19 protein-coding genes and 1 pseudogene are annotated in these 15,474 nt (G+C 39.0%); 7 read left to right on the forward strand and 13 right to left on the reverse strand.

The window, feature by feature from the left end; all coding sequences use genetic code 11:
• Positions 1-42: 42 nt before the first annotated feature.
• Entirely contained in the window at positions 43-1,770 is a 1,728-nt protein-coding gene (gene abc-f / locus ABN702_RS11805; protein ID WP_417897057.1) for a ribosomal protection-like ABC-F family protein, read from the reverse strand.
• Between the two features lie 499 nt (positions 1,771-2,269).
• Here abc-f and ABN702_RS11810 point away from each other — a divergent pair, with 499 nt between their 5' ends.
• Positions 2,270-2,533: a hypothetical protein gene (locus ABN702_RS11810; RefSeq protein WP_417897058.1), complete on the forward strand. Its 264-nt coding sequence runs from the start codon at positions 2,270-2,272 to the stop codon at positions 2,531-2,533.
• Positions 2,534-2,678: 145 nt separating this feature from the next.
• Positions 2,679-3,128, forward strand: a complete 450-nt coding sequence (locus ABN702_RS11815) for a VOC family protein (protein WP_417897059.1) — start codon at positions 2,679-2,681, stop codon at positions 3,126-3,128.
• Between the two features lie 35 nt (positions 3,129-3,163).
• On the opposite strand, the gene ABN702_RS11820 is transcribed toward ABN702_RS11815, so the two are convergent.
• Complete coding sequence (locus ABN702_RS11820; RefSeq protein WP_417897060.1) at positions 3,164-4,153, reverse strand: acyltransferase family protein; 990 nt, start codon at positions 4,151-4,153, stop codon at positions 3,164-3,166.
• Between the two features lie 165 nt (positions 4,154-4,318).
• Entirely contained in the window at positions 4,319-4,588 is a 270-nt protein-coding gene (locus ABN702_RS11825; RefSeq protein WP_417897061.1) for an HPr family phosphocarrier protein, read from the reverse strand.
• Positions 4,589-4,791: 203 nt separating this feature from the next.
• Between ABN702_RS11825 and ABN702_RS11830 the strand changes: the two genes are divergently transcribed.
• Both ABN702_RS11830 and ABN702_RS11835 read left to right on the forward strand, forming a co-directional pair.
• The gene (locus ABN702_RS11830; protein WP_386636324.1) at positions 4,792-5,037 is read left to right on the forward strand and encodes a hypothetical protein; all 246 of its coding nucleotides are present in this window, start codon (positions 4,792-4,794) and stop codon (positions 5,035-5,037) included.
• A gap of 13 nt (positions 5,038-5,050) precedes the next feature.
• A complete protein-coding gene (locus ABN702_RS11835; RefSeq protein WP_417897062.1) occupies positions 5,051-5,299 on the forward strand; it encodes a hypothetical protein in 249 nt (82 codons plus the stop codon).
• Here the strand turns inward: ABN702_RS11835 and ABN702_RS11840 are convergent.
• The 6 genes from ABN702_RS11840 to ABN702_RS11865 all read right to left on the reverse strand — a co-directional run bounded on the left by ABN702_RS11840 (position 5,296) and on the right by ABN702_RS11865 (position 8,824).
• Positions 5,296-5,604 (reverse strand): hypothetical protein, encoded by a 309-nt coding sequence (locus ABN702_RS11840; protein ID WP_417897063.1) that lies wholly within the window; start codon positions 5,602-5,604, stop codon positions 5,296-5,298. The two genes, ABN702_RS11835 and ABN702_RS11840, sit on opposite strands and share 4 nt — an antisense overlap.
• Positions 5,601-6,056, reverse strand: a complete 456-nt coding sequence (gene gerPC / locus ABN702_RS11845; RefSeq protein WP_417897064.1) for a spore germination protein GerPC — start codon at positions 6,054-6,056, stop codon at positions 5,601-5,603. Before gerPC ends, ABN702_RS11840 begins: the two co-directional genes overlap by 4 nt.
• 9 nt (positions 6,057-6,065) lie before the next feature.
• Entirely contained in the window at positions 6,066-6,278 is a 213-nt protein-coding gene (locus tag ABN702_RS11850) for a hypothetical protein (protein ID WP_417897065.1), read from the reverse strand.
• A 17-nt stretch (positions 6,279-6,295) separates the two neighbouring features.
• On the reverse strand, positions 6,296-6,733 hold the full coding sequence (locus ABN702_RS11855; protein WP_417897066.1) for an Hsp20/alpha crystallin family protein: 438 nt from the start codon (positions 6,731-6,733) through the stop codon (positions 6,296-6,298).
• A 214-nt stretch (positions 6,734-6,947) separates the two neighbouring features.
• A complete protein-coding gene (locus ABN702_RS11860; protein WP_417897067.1) occupies positions 6,948-7,394 on the reverse strand; it encodes a redoxin domain-containing protein in 447 nt (148 codons plus the stop codon).
• A gap of 179 nt (positions 7,395-7,573) precedes the next feature.
• Entirely contained in the window at positions 7,574-8,824 is a 1,251-nt protein-coding gene (locus ABN702_RS11865) for an MFS transporter (protein WP_417900885.1), read from the reverse strand.
• Between the two features lie 809 nt (positions 8,825-9,633).
• Between ABN702_RS11865 and ABN702_RS11870 the strand changes: the two genes are divergently transcribed.
• Complete coding sequence (locus tag ABN702_RS11870; RefSeq protein WP_417897068.1) at positions 9,634-10,053, forward strand: hypothetical protein; 420 nt, start codon at positions 9,634-9,636, stop codon at positions 10,051-10,053.
• A gap of 235 nt (positions 10,054-10,288) precedes the next feature.
• Here ABN702_RS11870 and ABN702_RS11875 read toward each other — a convergent pair whose 3' ends face one another.
• Entirely contained in the window at positions 10,289-11,554 is a 1,266-nt protein-coding gene (locus tag ABN702_RS11875; RefSeq protein ID WP_417897069.1) for an ATP-binding protein, read from the reverse strand.
• Between the two features lie 321 nt (positions 11,555-11,875).
• Here ABN702_RS11875 and ABN702_RS11880 point away from each other — a divergent pair, with 321 nt between their 5' ends.
• Positions 11,876-12,409, forward strand: coding sequence for a PadR family transcriptional regulator (locus ABN702_RS11880; RefSeq protein WP_417900886.1), 534 nt, complete (start codon positions 11,876-11,878; stop codon positions 12,407-12,409).
• A gap of 47 nt (positions 12,410-12,456) precedes the next feature.
• On the opposite strand, the pseudogene ABN702_RS11885 reads toward ABN702_RS11880, so the two are convergent.
• Positions 12,457-13,754 (reverse strand): annotated as a pseudogene (locus ABN702_RS11885) (NCS2 family permease).
• Between the two features lie 390 nt (positions 13,755-14,144).
• Here ABN702_RS11885 and ABN702_RS11890 point away from each other — a divergent pair.
• Complete coding sequence (locus ABN702_RS11890) at positions 14,145-14,381, forward strand: IDEAL domain-containing protein (RefSeq protein WP_417897070.1); 237 nt, start codon at positions 14,145-14,147, stop codon at positions 14,379-14,381.
• A 42-nt stretch (positions 14,382-14,423) separates the two neighbouring features.
• Here the strand turns inward: ABN702_RS11890 and ABN702_RS11895 are convergent, their stop codons facing one another.
• Positions 14,424-14,639, reverse strand: a complete 216-nt coding sequence (locus tag ABN702_RS11895; RefSeq protein WP_417897071.1) for a hypothetical protein — start codon at positions 14,637-14,639, stop codon at positions 14,424-14,426.
• Between the two features lie 288 nt (positions 14,640-14,927).
• Positions 14,928-15,380: a DMT family transporter gene (locus ABN702_RS11900; protein ID WP_417897072.1), complete on the reverse strand. Its 453-nt coding sequence runs from the start codon at positions 15,378-15,380 to the stop codon at positions 14,928-14,930.
• Positions 15,381-15,474 lie beyond the last annotated feature (94 nt).

The raw sequence follows: 15,474 nt of genomic DNA on the forward strand, positions 1-15,474 counted from the left end.
ACTTCCCCCTTGATTACTGCTGTACTAAGTCTTTTGGAAATATCATATTTCTTTTTTTCTCTTCATCAGTTCCAAAAGCTTTTCATCCATCTCTGCATACGCCTCAGTTCCTGGTACAACCATACTTATTTTCCCTAAGAGTTCAGTTATCTTCGTATCCAGGATAGCCTTTATTTCCTGTTTTTCTTTTTTATCCGGCTCTATCTTCTCTTTTTGCTTTTTATCATAATCCTTTAAACCCATTTCCACCCTTTTAATCTGCTGATCTTCAATCAGAAGCAGCTTATCGCATAGCTTTTCTATAAAGTACCTGTCATGCGAAACAGCAATCAAAGTTCCCTGGTAACTCTCCAAGGTTTCTTCTAGCCTTTCCCTGCTTGGAAGGTCCAGGTGGTTGGTCGGTTCGTCGAGAATCAGTACATCATAATCCTGCATGATCATTTTTACCAGTTTGACTCGTGTCCGTTCCCCCAGACTGAGGGTGGAAATCGGCTTTAAAAGCTTCTCCTCTTTCATTCCCATATTGGCAAAAATGGTTCTTGCCTTTGTAACCCTCTCCCAGCCGCTAAAGGAAAGATATTCCATCGCCGTTTTCTCAGAAGGCATATCACTGACATCCTGACTCAAATACGCTATTTTCAGAGTGTCGCTCTTCCATAGAGATCCATTTGAAATGGGTTCACTTCCCATCATCATGTTGATGAAAGTCGTTTTTCCTGCACCATTTGATCCAAGCAGCCCCACCTTCTCTCCATGCTTTACATAAAAATGACTTTGCTTGAACAGCACACGATCACCAAACTCTTTTGTTAGTCCTTTGGCTTCGAGGATCCTTTTACCACGCTTTCCACTTGCTTCAAAGTCGAATAGTACCTGGGGTTCCTCTTTTGGCTTTTCAACTTTATTTTTGGAAAGCTCCAGCTCAAGCCTCTTTGTTTTTGATTTAATCTGATTGTCTTTCTTCTTGGCCTTGACTCTTTCGTATTCTTTTAACCCCATCTGTCTATTTTCAGAGTCACCCCTATTTTTCCCCGCATCCCGATGGGCTTTTTCAGACCATTGCTTAAGCGTTGAAATCTGCTCTTCCACCATTCGGATTTTCCGTTGCTGTTTATCGTAATCTCTCACCTGTTGTTCATAAAGGCGTTGCTTTTCGTTCCGGTATTCCGTATAGTTCCCCTCATACTCCTTCAACTGGCTATCCTCTATTTCGTACACTTTCGTGACGCTTCTATCCAAGAAATATCTGTCATGGGAAATGATTACTGCAGCACCATGGAAATTGTTCAACTCATCCACCAGCCAATTCACTCCCTTCAAGTCCAGATGGTTGGTAGGTTCATCAAGGAAGATAAGCGAAGGATTTTTTGCCCAGATTGCTGCAAGTGCAAGTTTAAGCCTTTCTCCTCCACTTAAATGGCGATAACGTTCTTTCTCCCAATTCTGTAGCTTTTCCAACCCCAATCTGCTTGTTGCCTTCAAAAGAAGTTCTTCATTGCCTTCTAGCATAAGACCATCAAGTACACCTTCATAATCTGTGGATTGAGGAAGATATCCTATATTCAATTCCATGGGAAGCCTTTTGACACTTCCTTCATCCGGCATAATCAGTCCCATCAGAATTCGCATCAGTGTCGTTTTCCCTGTTCCATTCCAGCCAACAAGCCCTATTCTTTCGCCATTTCTTATGTCCAACGTAATTTCCTTCAAAATATTTCTTTCTCCAAAGTTTTTGTTGATATTTTTAGCTTGTAGAATAATGTTTCTCATACACAGCACCTCATTTTGGTTTTATAAATTTTTTCCGTAATTAAAATGAGTAGCTTTATCAATCATCACAAAAAACCTCCCTAGGAATCCTAGAGAGGTTAATGATAAGTCCTGTGCATGAAAACATGCCATCTTAAAAAAGCCTTTTACATAATGAAACATCGTAAAATGACACTATGCCAAACAGCTAGTGGTTTTTTTCAAACGATTCTTATGGAAGGCAAAAATGGGCAGACTAATCCAATTCTCTAGGTTCCTCATTCTATTCATCATCATGAGTTCTCTCCTAAAAATTAGATTAATTCCACATCGCACTTTGTACCTTCCTTTTTACGTATTCTTATCCTTATTAGTATATTTTCCCTTTCGCGGACTGTCAATATAATTTTGAGAATTTCAACTTTGTTTTTTTCTGAATATTCATCCATCCTCATGGTATAATAATGGGAAAGACAGTGTTTTCATAAACCACTAATCTTAACGGAGGTCATGCCGTAAAATGTATAGTTTGTACACACTTTTGTCCATCACGCTGCTCGGTGGAATAGTGTATCTCTGCAGCAGTTTAATGACCATGGTGAACAGAAAGATACAATTCCTTGCCGTTATCATACCTATGGTTTCCATTAGCATCCTTTATAGTGTAATGGCTCAGTTAACTAATCTTTTGCCTATTCTCATTACCATGACCACCTTGCTCTCCCTCCTTGGCATTTGGACGGTCAATAGAAGGATGGCGTTTGAGAAAATAACAGATATATGACCAACTGACTGTGAATCTCATCTAGATTCTCAGTTTTTTTATTCTCCTGCTAAAGATGTAGGAGAAGATACTACTAAACTTTGATTTCCTGCACCCTTATTTGGAATAAACTTATAGTATCAAAATGACAAAGGGGAATCCGGGAATGAAGAACTCGAAACTTTTTGAAACGCATATCAAAACAATAAACTTGGAGGAATCAATCAGTTTTTACGAGAAGCTAGGATTGAAGCTTGCCACTATCATTCATGAAAGAAGGGTCGCATTCTTCTGGCTTGGTGATCCTGAAAAGAAGGAACAGATGCTTGGAATATGGGAGGTATCCAAAGAGGAATTCATACCAGCACATTTCGCATTTTATGTGGAATATGATCAATTGCTTGCAGTCCCTGCATTTCTACTAGAAAGGAACATATCTTTGAGGGAGAGTTTCGGACTTGATACCAGTGATGCAGTAGTCCATGCATGGATGCCATCTGCGAGCTATTATTTCACAGATCCTGATGGTAATTCACTGGAGTATATTACAAATCTTGAAGGAGAACCAGATGCTCATATGGGGACACTTCATTTAAAGGATTGGCTAAAACGATAAAAAAAGAACCTCCATCACCATGGAGGTTCCTCTTTCTATCCGTTCTTCAAGGACAATCCTTCCTTCATATATCCAAATGGCGTCTGTATTGCTTTGACCACATACTTATTACCTGTTACAAAAGTTACCATGATACTAAGCAGGATGAGCAGTACATAGCCAGGTCCCGAGTTTATGGCCTCACTGAAACTTGTTTCGAAAAACCACTTGATGATAAAACCGTGAAGGATATATACATAAAATGATCTTCTGCCTATTCCTGTAAAGAAATACTTCTCCTTAGGAACAAGGGCAAAAAATGCGATTGTAACCAGGAAACTTCCTGCATAGATGCCAATGCGCCCCATCATATCCATGACAGAAGAGAAAGTATATGTCCCATAAAGGATACTTGCTCCATCGATCCCACCTAAAACGATGTAGATGGCAACGAATAGAAGGACCAGGAAACCAGCGGCATAAGGACGATAAGCCCCATTTTTCACTTGTTCAAATAGATCGGTTTGCGTCAGATAATAACCGATCAGGAAGAATGGAAAGAAGTAAAATGTTCGATCCAGGCTCAGGAAACGCTCGGATATTTCGAAAAATCCAATCCCCACTCCCAGGGCAAGCGCCAATGGTACACTGTATCTTGCTTTCAGCTTGGCAAATAGCGGCAACATAAGTTTCCAGGCTATCATACTTAACAGGAACCACATGGCCCATCTTGGTGTAAAGTATTGCAGGGAATATTCCGTTGATGCATATAGCTGGCTATAGAACAAAGTATAGATTGTCTGCAAAATAAGATACGGAACTAGTAATCTTGTCACTATTTTTGTATAGTAACCTTTTTTATGAAAGTTTGTACTAAAGTGTCCGGCCAATAAAATGAATGCCGGCATATGAAAGATAAAAATAAAGTGATAGATGGACACAAGCCATTCATCATTTGATCGATAAGGTGATATGATATGCCCAAATACGACTAAAAAGATTAGGATAAACTTCGCATTGTCAAAGAAGGAATCGCGAGTTTTCATGATGTTCTCCTCCGTTTCTGTTCTATACGAAGATATTTACCCAGATTTATTGAAGTAATAAACCTAGCAACATATATATTCGGAAAGTATAGAGGAAACCTGTCCGTCTTTTCAATGTTATTTTCTGTAAAAAAATACACGCAGCTGCGTTCACTGCGTGTCGGATTATTCAACATCTATTTCATTTTTTAGAAATGATGTCAAAATTGACACCGCTTCTTTTTCATCCAAACCTTCCGCCTTCACCGTTACGACATTTCCGGTGGCTATCCCCAAGGAAAGAAGGCCAAGAAGGCTTTTTCCATCCACCATTTTGTTATGCCGCACCACTTTTATATCAGATTGAAACGCAAGTGCTTTTCGGACAAAAGATTGGGCTGTTTTCGAGTGAAGCCCATTCGTAAGTGTAACGATAATCTGCTTTGTTACCATCATGATTTCCCCCAACTATTTCATAAAATTTATATATGGTATGACAGGGTAAATAAAATCATGAGTAACTTTTGTAAAATAGTACTTTTGCCTAAATCCACTTAAGATCTTCAACAAATTAGACCAATTATTTATCTGAAGAATTAATAACTATCTCCAAATTATTTCATACACTAAATACAATCAAGTATGAAGGAGGAAAAACATTGCCAGTATCCATTATCTTCAACCAAATAAATGTGAACTCCATCAGTAAGAGTTCGGCAGTTTCCACAGGTCAAAATAATCAACCGGACTGGTCTACCCAGGGAAAAATCAATATGGGGAATGGAATTGAAATCGGAGTGGTAGGCATTAACGGAGTATTCAATGTAGTCATTGATACGGATGGAGTTGATACGACCATTACGAATCCAGAACTTAACAACCCTCAGCCGAGTGCCCAATTCTAGGATGGAGGTCACTATGCGAAATACAAAAAAACAACAGTTGCATGTCCATTTTCTTCTAGATCGAATTGAAATAAACTCCATCATGAATAGCTCCGGAGTTTTCACCGGGCACAACGTCCAGTCAAATTGGAGTACCAGTCAAAAAGCAAATATGGGTTTTGGGCTGGTAGTAGGGGCAGACAATCATACTTCATCAAATATGAACATTGTATATGACCCGGATATGGTTGATATGCCCGTTCAGGTTAAATCCAGCAACTAATCTTCATCATTTTCATCATCACAGTGCGTGCCCTGCTTTTCCTTTATGGCATCCTGGAGCCAAAGAGGAAGTTCCTGATTTTCCAGCTGGTGAAGCATATCGATAAAGGACGAGTCGTTTACCAGACTTTTGTTTTCATGGATATCATTTTCATCGCCGCTGATATTACCAATCCCCTGATTATGTTTTTTATTGCTTTGAAACTGTGCAGGGTAATTGTTCCCCATGTTTATGCAGGAGGCACTCTCAACCACCCCTATACGGATACTGCCTATGAAAAAATTGGGGGAATATGGAGAACTCATTGATTTTCCTCCTTTTTCTTAAAGGTGACCGAGTAGCCTTTGGTTTGCGGAGTTACAATAAGATCCTTCCGGGGCTTTTCACTCTGCTTTGAGTGAGATTTGACCAAATTTTGCTTTTCTTTTGAATTAGTATCATTAACACCCTTCCCTTTCACTGGGATGGGAGTGTTCTTTTGTTTTGGCATATCAGGTTGGGATGGGTGAGGCTTTCCCTGTACTCCTCCATCAAAATTATTGCCTATATTCAAGGTCCCGCTTAAGTTTTCGATACTGATTGAATCCAAGTGATAGTGGAGCTGTTCAAATGCGGCCTCTTTTATTTCCAGATGCTGAATATGGTAATGAATGGTGCGCTCCTTTTTCATTTTTTCCATCTGACTAATAAGGCTAAACAGTTTTTGTTCAAGTTCTCTGACTTTGTCATCCACACTATATTTTTCATTCATCATCATCACAACCAACTAAATTTGATTTTGTTCATTCGACTCAGTACCATTTTGATTCCTGACCATGCTCGTATTATTATCCATCCGGTTCTTTTCCCCGACTATGGTGCCCACCCCTTCATTTTCCTGCTTCTGAGCTATTACATTAAAAATTGTATTATCGCCTTTGTTAAGTGAAGAGGAATTCATCAGGATGTCAACTTTGAATGAATGAAATTCAAATTTCATCTTTTCAGCTCCCTCTTTTAATCTTGAAAGTCAATATCAACCTGAATGTCCTGATTTGACTTTTGAAAGGTCAACAAAAGTACTCCTTGCATATATTGGGCTGTCAATTTCTGTGGAATAAATGAAAAGGGGATCGAAACCGAACGTTTGAAAGTGCCGAAAAATCTCTCACTTTGAAGAAGGTTCTCTTTTGGGACCTGATAAGGGTTGGGGATGGTTCCTTTTATAATGAGCTGATTATTTTGCACGGATAGCTCCACATCCTTAGAGGATTTTAGTCCTGGTAGCTCCAATACCATATATCCTTGTGTAGGTGTTTCATATATATCTATTAATGGAACCCTTTTGGGAATGACAGGCAATACATCCTTCCAAAACTTCTCCCCGAGGACATCATCTATCTTCTCGTTCATGTTTTCCCATGGGTTATTACCCTGCTTGCTATTCTTCTTCATCTCCTTCCTCCCCTGTACCTTCAAACATACCGTCTGCATGTTTCATATATAGTATCTCTTTATGTATATGTGGCTTGAAGGGCTAATTATTACGGACTTGATTGAAACGAGCTTTAAATGCAGTAAAATAATCCCCATAAATAAAAAAGCAGCCAGGCAGGGAATTCACAAGCCTGGCTGCTTATATTATAGAAGGGGTCTGGCCCCTTACTCTTTACTTCACTTCTACGCCAAGAACCCTGTTGATACGTTTTTTCAGCATGTTCATGCCGCTTCCTCCTGCCTGGAAGTGACGCAGGTTTCCTTCTGCATCAAAAACGTAGTAGGCTGGCACATATTTATTTTCAAAGGCATCTGTCAATTTGTGTTCACTATCTACAAAGATCGGCTGGGTAATATCATGTCCCAAAGCCATAGAGCGAATCACACCTTGATCAAGGTCATCCTCTGATCTCGGCATGTGTACTGCCACAACGTTCAACTCGTCATCATATTCATCACGAAGATCATTGATTTCCGGCATGGCCTCTTTACATAAATAACAGCTCACAGACCAAAAATGAATAAGCGTTGGTTTTCCGATCAGGTCCTCTTTTGTCACTTCTTCATTGATCCATTCTGTTGCACCTAACAATTCTGGCATTTGTTCTCTAAGTTTCATGTTTACTCTCCCTTTCATCTATATCAACTACTTATTTATAATAATTATTATATAATATATTTTATATTATATTTACTAACTGCTTTTCTGTCAATACAGATTGTACTAATTATAAAAAGATAATTAAAATAATAAGCTAACACACAAATTAAAAAGAAGCTGGTTTCAGCTTCTTTTTTCTATGCTTCTTTTTTGTATGGCACCTTCAATGTCACCACAAGTCCTATGAACGCAAGTATTATCAATGAACCAAGTGCTGTTCTGCTGGCGATATTTCCATAGCTCGCCATTAGAAGAGTGATGGTTCCATAAATTAATGGGCCGACAATGGAGGACACTTTGCCTGAGAAAGCAAACAGACCGAAGAACTGCCCTCTTTTTCCTTCAGGAGTCAATTCAATGATGAACGTTCTGGATGTGACCCAGGTGGCACCCAATGCTACTCCAAACAAGCTTCCAGCAGTCCATAACATCCATGGAACTATGGCAAACACTGCGAATAACAACGCAACAATCAGCAGGGCTGCCACAGATACAACAGCATATTTCGACCCGATCCTCTTTGAAATGTATCCGTAAATGAAAGAGCCGATAATACTCGAAACAGTGGAAACCAAATACAGCAGGATGAATTCAGAAGCAGTAAACCCTCCAATAGACCGGGCATAAATTGCCATCATGGCAATTGCTGTTGCAATGGCATCGTTGATGAAGAAGTAAGCGATCATAAACAGGAAAACTGGCCGGTATATGCGCATTTCCTTGAAGGTCTGCAGGATTTCCTGATAGCCGCTGATAAATGACTTCTTTTCTTTAACTTGTAACTGTTTATCTTTGTAGATGAAAAATAATGGCAAGGAAAACAATAAAAATAATAGGCCAGTAGGGATAAATGCACGGTGGAAACCACTGTCTCCCACATAAAGGTAGACGGTTAAACCTAACAGTGTTCCCAAGTAGCCCACTGCAATCCCGAAGCCTGATATCAGCGGCATCTCTTTTTTCGAACCGAGATCCGGCATCATTGTATCGTAGAAAATCAGGGAGGAATGGAAAAAGAATTTGGCAACCACAAACAAGAGCAATACTGCACTAAAGGTAATAGGCAATCCGAAAAGTAATTGACTGCTTTCAAATGAAGCAAACACTCCCATAAAAATGGTGCAGAATACTGCCATCAGTGTAAACGGAATGATATATGACTTTCTTTTTCCTGTCCGATCAATCAGTACACCAAACAATGGAGAAAAGAGAACGAGAAAGAAACTGGCCGTAGCGTTTGCATAGGATAAAAAGGTGCTGGCGATCTGGTCCATCCTTTCATTGGTTCCAATGACCTCCTGCAGATAGAAAGGAAAGAAAATTGTAATGATATTTGACGAAAAAATGGTGTTTGCAAAGTCATAAAGGGCCCAGGATAGTATGGGCAATGATAAATAGAGCTGCCACGGGGACCTTGGTTTTTTTTCCTTTAATAATTGACTTTCGACTTTATTCTCTAAGTTTGCCACATTCTTTCCCCCAATAATTATTGATAAATAAAGTATTCTCTAATGAATCCTCGCACTCCTTCTTCTTTACTCAGATTTAACGTGAAGTTTATGTTCAGGGGAAATCCCTAGTAAGTGTTTCTTATTAAAAGGCTCTTTTCGTAAAGGTTGTTATCTTAAGTATAGGGCTGGGCAAAAGATAAGGTGTCAACATTAAACTCCCTGTTGGTCTCCGCTCCAGGCGTTCGCTTTCCGCGGGCGGCCTCGGGAGCCTCCTCGGCGCTTTGCGCCTGTGGGGTCTCCCTTGACACGCTGCTCCCGCAGGAGTCTCACACCTTGCACTCCAACCAACAGGGGTGAATAAAAAAATAATATTCGCCCTCCTAAAGTTTGGAAAATTTGAATTCGTCTCATTTTTTTATTTCAGTAGAGCAAATAATGTTAAAAAACTGAGTTGATTGTAGCGAAGGACACTTGACTCCTGCGGGAGAGTAGAGGGCATGGGAGACCCCACAGGCGAAGCCGAGGAGGCTCCCATCCGTCCCCGGGGAATCTTGTGTCCGGAGCGGAAATCAACGGCTACATTTGATGCTTACATTTTATCTATATAGCAACAATGAATGCGAAAACAACCTATTATTATGATATGACCATTTCTACGCATTCAATACTCAGTAAAAAAATGAATAGGAGCCTTTTCTATAAATCATACTAATAGCAAATACATTTGATTGGAGCAGAATGAAATAATGAGAATGCTATTCTTCCTTTTTACAGTGCTAGTAATGGCGAGTGGGTGTGGTATACAAGATGGAAACAATGAAGCCGGAGGAAACTCCCCTACTCTGACCGAGACACAACATACAGGTGAAGTTCCATCTGATGAAGAAATGCTGATAGGGGCAAGAAATCAGTTTCCGTCTACAGCAGAGAATATGAATTCCGAGAAAACCTTTTATTCTAAAGAAGACGCTAAGCTACTTGTAAAGAAGCATCTTCAATTGAATAACAATGAGAATATGTCAGTCACTTTTGAAGGTTTTAAGGATGACCATTATCTTTTTCATGTATACGACCTGGTTCATTTCAATAACCAGCCGGAAAAAATGACCCGAGGATGGTATAAGGTAGACCCGGAGTCCGGGAAAGTTACCTTGGAGAAAAAATAATTCAGCAAAGCTCTTTTCATAAAGTTTGTTGCTTTGCCAGTAAAAAATCGGTTTTTGGATTTTTTACAGTATTCCCCTTCATATTATTCAATGTGATAAAGAATTTACTACACGGAAAAGAGCACGAGGACTATTACTATAACGTGATTACTTTGAGTACGTCAATAGCAACAATTTATGCGAAAATAGCCTTCAGCAAAAAGGCAGACCAAGACCATTGTCTCAGTCTGCCTTTTTAATTTCGATACTGGCTGGCAGTAGGCAAAATCACAGTAACCTTCGTACCATGTTTCACCTTGCTGTCATAAAGTATTTTGCCTTTCATTTCATGAACTAGCCTGTTTGTTATCATACTGCCTAATCCGGTGCCTTTTGACTTGGTCGTATAATATGGAAGACCTATTTTTTCCAGCTGATCTTCTGACATCCCGATGCCGTTATCAATAAACGTAATAATCACAGACCCTTTTGTATCACCAGTCTTTTTCTCTATTTTAACAAAGCCACCCATTTCCTCATCTATGGATTCTATCCCATTCTTAATAATATTCATGATGGCCTGTTTTAGATGTTGCTCATCCGTATAGATGAAATGCGTTCCATCCAATTCAAGCTCCAAGGATACATTTCTATATGAACCAAATGGCCTCAACAATTCCACAGAATCGGATAGGACCAAATTCAAGTCAACGAATTTTAAAGAAAAAGATGTCGGCTTTGCCACAGTAAGATAGTTGGTAATAATTTTATTTGTACGGTCCAGCTCGTCCAGGATTAAAGGGGCAAACTGTTGCAGTCTCTCATCCTTGGTATCCGTATTCAAATACTGGATAAACCCACGAACAGTTGTAATAGGGTTGCGAATTTCATGCGCAAATGCAGCTGCCATTTGCCCAATGGTAGATAATTTTTCGAGGTACAATGTTTCATCGAATTGCTGGTTTGCCAAAATTAAATGCTCCACTACATAAATTAATGAAAGAAATGTAGCGGCAAAAGCAAGAAAGTATATCAGATAAAAACTCATATCCAGAAAAGAGACAGTATTATAAAGGATAAAAATATAACCGGAGTAATAAAAAATGAGAATAAATAGACCGTACAATCCTTTATTTGAACTTTTTAAGAAAACCGTGCGAAAGGTGACAGCAACTATAAAAGCCAAGATGGAAACGGCAATTCCTACATAGAGGAATTCTCCTCCGATGAAAAATCGAACGATAGAAACGATGGCAGCACTTAATATTCCGGGATAAGCACCTCCGTATAATGTGACTAGCAAAATAGGAATCATTCTGAGATCAAAATGTGTATCCTCCAACGTTTCAATAGGATAAAGCATACATAACAGGGCAGCAAATGCACTGAAGAGCGCAAATATCGTTTGCTGCTTGAAATTCAACGGCTTACGTTTACTAAAAGGGAAAAACATATTCAAATTGAATAATAACGAAAAGATGATGGTCATATTGACGATTAAGGGTTTAATCAGATAGATCATTAAATGGGGTTCCTCCATTACCGTAACTCAATTTCCTTAAAGCAGAAAATCAATGGTGTCATGCCGTTACTTTCTATATTGTACCTATTACCAGAAAGCATACCTTCCCTATTATAGGTTCTACATTCAAAAACTGTCTAGTGGAACTACCGACAAAATTACAAAAGTGCAAAATCCAATATAAATAATCGGTTTTTGCATTGTCCCCTTAAGAATCAAGGATAATTTTTTTTAGGAATTGAGTACCTCTTTCCTATATAATAGAAGAAGACAAATCTATTGATAAAGAAGTTTCAATAAGAAGGTGCATGAAAATTGGCAATGAAGCTCGTAATACTTGGACTCTTGATGGAAGGGGATAAACATCCCTATGAAATGCAGCAGGTGATGCAGGAGAGGCATATGGAGCATTATATCAAATTGGCAAAAGGCTCTTTATACTATGCAGTTGAAAGGCTCCTTAAACTGGAACACATTGCTGTCCGAGAAGTCGTAAAGGATCAGACAAGACCTGATAAAACCATTTACTATATTACCGAAAAAGGAAAAAAAGCTTTTCAGGAGCTGTTAAAAAAACAGTTTCAAGCTGAAACGAATTATTATCATCCCATGTATACCGCACTCGCTTTTATTCACCTTTGGGATTCTGACATGATTACCAAGATATTGAAGGAACGGATTGAACACACAAAGTTTCAATTGGAAATGCTTGAAAGAGTCTATCAACTATACGGTATAGGTGCTCCCCATGGATCTGTTTCCATTATGGAAAACGCACATGAATTATGTAAAGTGGAGCTTACTTGGCTGGAGAAATTACACCAGGATGCACAGGATGGATTGTTCAGAAAGTAAAATAAAAACGAGCATTGGCGTTGTAGCCAGTGCTCGTTTTTTCGATATCAATGCATCGGGAAGAAAATCATTTGGACAAGGAAAATCACCGCAAAAATGTAAATGAGGGGGTGTACTTCCTTCCACTTTCCGGAGACAGCCTTCATAATTGGATACAAAATAAAGCCGACTGCAATTCCCGTAGCAATGCTTGAAGTAAGGGGCATAATGAGAATAATGGCAAATGCAGGGAATGCCTCATCAAACTGATTCCACATTATTTTTGCAAGTCCTTCCATCATGAAACAACCAACAATAATCAATATTGGCGCTGTAATGGCTGGTAGCATGGAGATTGCCGATATAAATGGAGAAAAGATCATCGACACTAAAAATAACCCTGCGACTACCACTGCAGTCAGCCCGGTTCTCCCCCTGCTGCAACCCCTGACGATGATTCAATGTAAGCACAAGATGGGCTAGTACCAAATGCTGCTCCGATTGTGGTAGCAAACGAATCAGATAAGGTAGCCTGCTTGGTACGCGGCAGCTTTCCGTTTTTCATAAAGCCACCTTGCTCAGATACACCAACAAGCGTCCCGGTAGAATCAAAGATTGTCACTAAAACAAATGCAAAAACAACTGTATATAAACTGTTGGAAAACACTCCGCTTACAGCTTCTCCCAAATTGATGAAGGTTGGCAGAGGCGGAACAGAATAATACCCATCGAATTTCAATAGGTTCATAAAGTACCCCGCAACCGCTGTCGCAATCATCCCGAAAAACAAGGCACCTGTCACTCTTTTGGCCATGAGTATCAACGTTAAAATCAATCCCCCGATGGCTAGGGCTGTTGCAGGCTCCGTTAAATCACCAAGTGTAATCACCGTTGCTTCATTCGGTTGTACAATACCGGCCATTTTCAGCCCGAGAAATGCAATGAACAGTCCAATACCAGCCGTTATTCCATATTTTAATGGCGCTGGGATAGCTTCGATCAGTGCTTTTCTTAGATTCGTTAAACTTAAAAGAATAATAATAAGTCCAGCCAGAAATACAGTTCCAAGAACAGCTTGATAGGTTAGACCCTGGCTTGCGACTACTGTTGTGAAATATGCATTCAACCCCATTCCAGGTGCGACTGCAACAGGATATTTTGCAAATAGTCCCATTGTTAATGTTCCAACAACTGCTGCAATGATGGTAGCCATGAAAACTTGATCAAAAGGAATACCTGCTGCTGATAGAATCGCCGGATTCACAATCACGATATATACCATTGTAAGGAAGGTAGTGACACCCGCCAACACTTCCGTCTTTATGTTTGTTCCAGATTCTTTTAGTCCAAATAATTTCTCAATCACTACTTAATCCCCCAAAAACGAATGTATTAATCAAACCTTTATAATATTATTCGTTTTTATATCAAAAAACAAGTGTTTAGTAAAAAAACGATTAACTCATAGTTGCTTTTTGGCGAATTTTAAGAGTTGAATTGATTTATGTTGTTTTCTTTCAAAGAGTTCTGGGTATATAAAAATTAACCAATTAAACTAATATCAATTGTCAACCGGCACTGATTTACAGAGTTTCCGCTATTTTTTCTGATATATCTAAATTTTCTAAAAATACTTCTTCACAAATCCAGTAAAATATCAGATAATAGGACAAAGGAGCTGGTGGATTTCTTCTACCTTTCCTTTCATGATTAACCCGTTACACTATACCAAAATTGCGCACAGGGGGTAAAAATTATGAATAAACATTTTGCTTTTCAACCAGAACAATCTGTCTCGAATATCCAAAATCTAGATATGACGAAAGAGGAGAAAATGGCACAACTCATTGTAGACTCCTCTGTATTTCAATATCATAAAAAGAGGCTGATGAAGGAAATTGATCAGGCGCTAAGTATTAGAAATCAGGAAAAATTCAAACGTCTATCCACTCAATATAATGAACTGCTAAATCAGTATTCCCACATTAATTAATAAAGAAGCGGATAGGATCCGCTTCTTTATTATTGCATTTTATTAGGACGACTCATCTGTATTATTCTTTTCTCTCTCTTTTCTGCAGCAGGAACAGCCATTGCCATTGCTATTCTGCCCTGTTTTCTCTTGCTTGAACAGATAAGCCAGTACACCAATAAGCAAGAATGAAAAGACCCCGGATGACTCACCTTGAAAGAACAAATCTTCCGCGTACACTTCAAACAACCTTAACCAAATCTCAAACAAAATATCCATTACTCTTTCCCCTTTCAGACGGAATCCAACAGACACCAAATCCCAGTAATACTAAGATGAAAGGAGTAACATTACGTAAGGCAATGGAGAAGGTAAATATTTTGACTTATGTGAATATTCTGTGTTCAATACTATCATACCGTACATGTTATTTTTTTCCTATCCTACTTGTTTCATATTTTTATAGGACTTCCCTCGTAAACATGTATACACTTTAGGTGGTTTTCAACCAATCTGGGCACCTTGATTCCCCACTTCATACCTATTAATCAACATTTGGAATCCCGATTATTTCACTACTACTGTACCCCGATAAATAAAAACAAGGGCAATCAGCATCAGTACAACACCAAAAAGTCTTTGATTATTCAAGGCGATTTTTGCTGAACCGAATAATCCAAAATGGTCGATTACCATACTTACAATCATCTGTCCTATGATTAACGAAATAATAGTTAAAGCCACACCTATTTTCGGTACAGCAATGATGACAAATGTGACGAAGCTTGCTCCAAGGAACCCTCCAACCAGCTGCCATTTTGGAACACTCGTCAACTGCAACAGATTCCCTTTACCAAAGAAGGTTGTTAATAACAAAAGAAATAAGGTCCCTATGAAAAACGAAACAAACGAGGCTTCCAAACTCCCGATCCTTTTCCCGAGCTGACTGTTAACAGGAGCTTGGATACCTCCAAGTATCCCACCTAAAAACGCAATGAGGACAAACCATATTTTAATCAATTCAACTACTCCTTCCGTTCCTGACAACTGTTTATACTAATACTACATTTATCTGAATATTCCTTTGGACAGGAGAAAAAAACTCGCTTATACT

The organism is Bacillus haimaensis, from assembly GCF_048270625.1.
GTDB lineage: Bacteria > Bacillota > Bacilli > Bacillales > Bacillaceae_I > Sutcliffiella_A > Sutcliffiella_A haimaensis.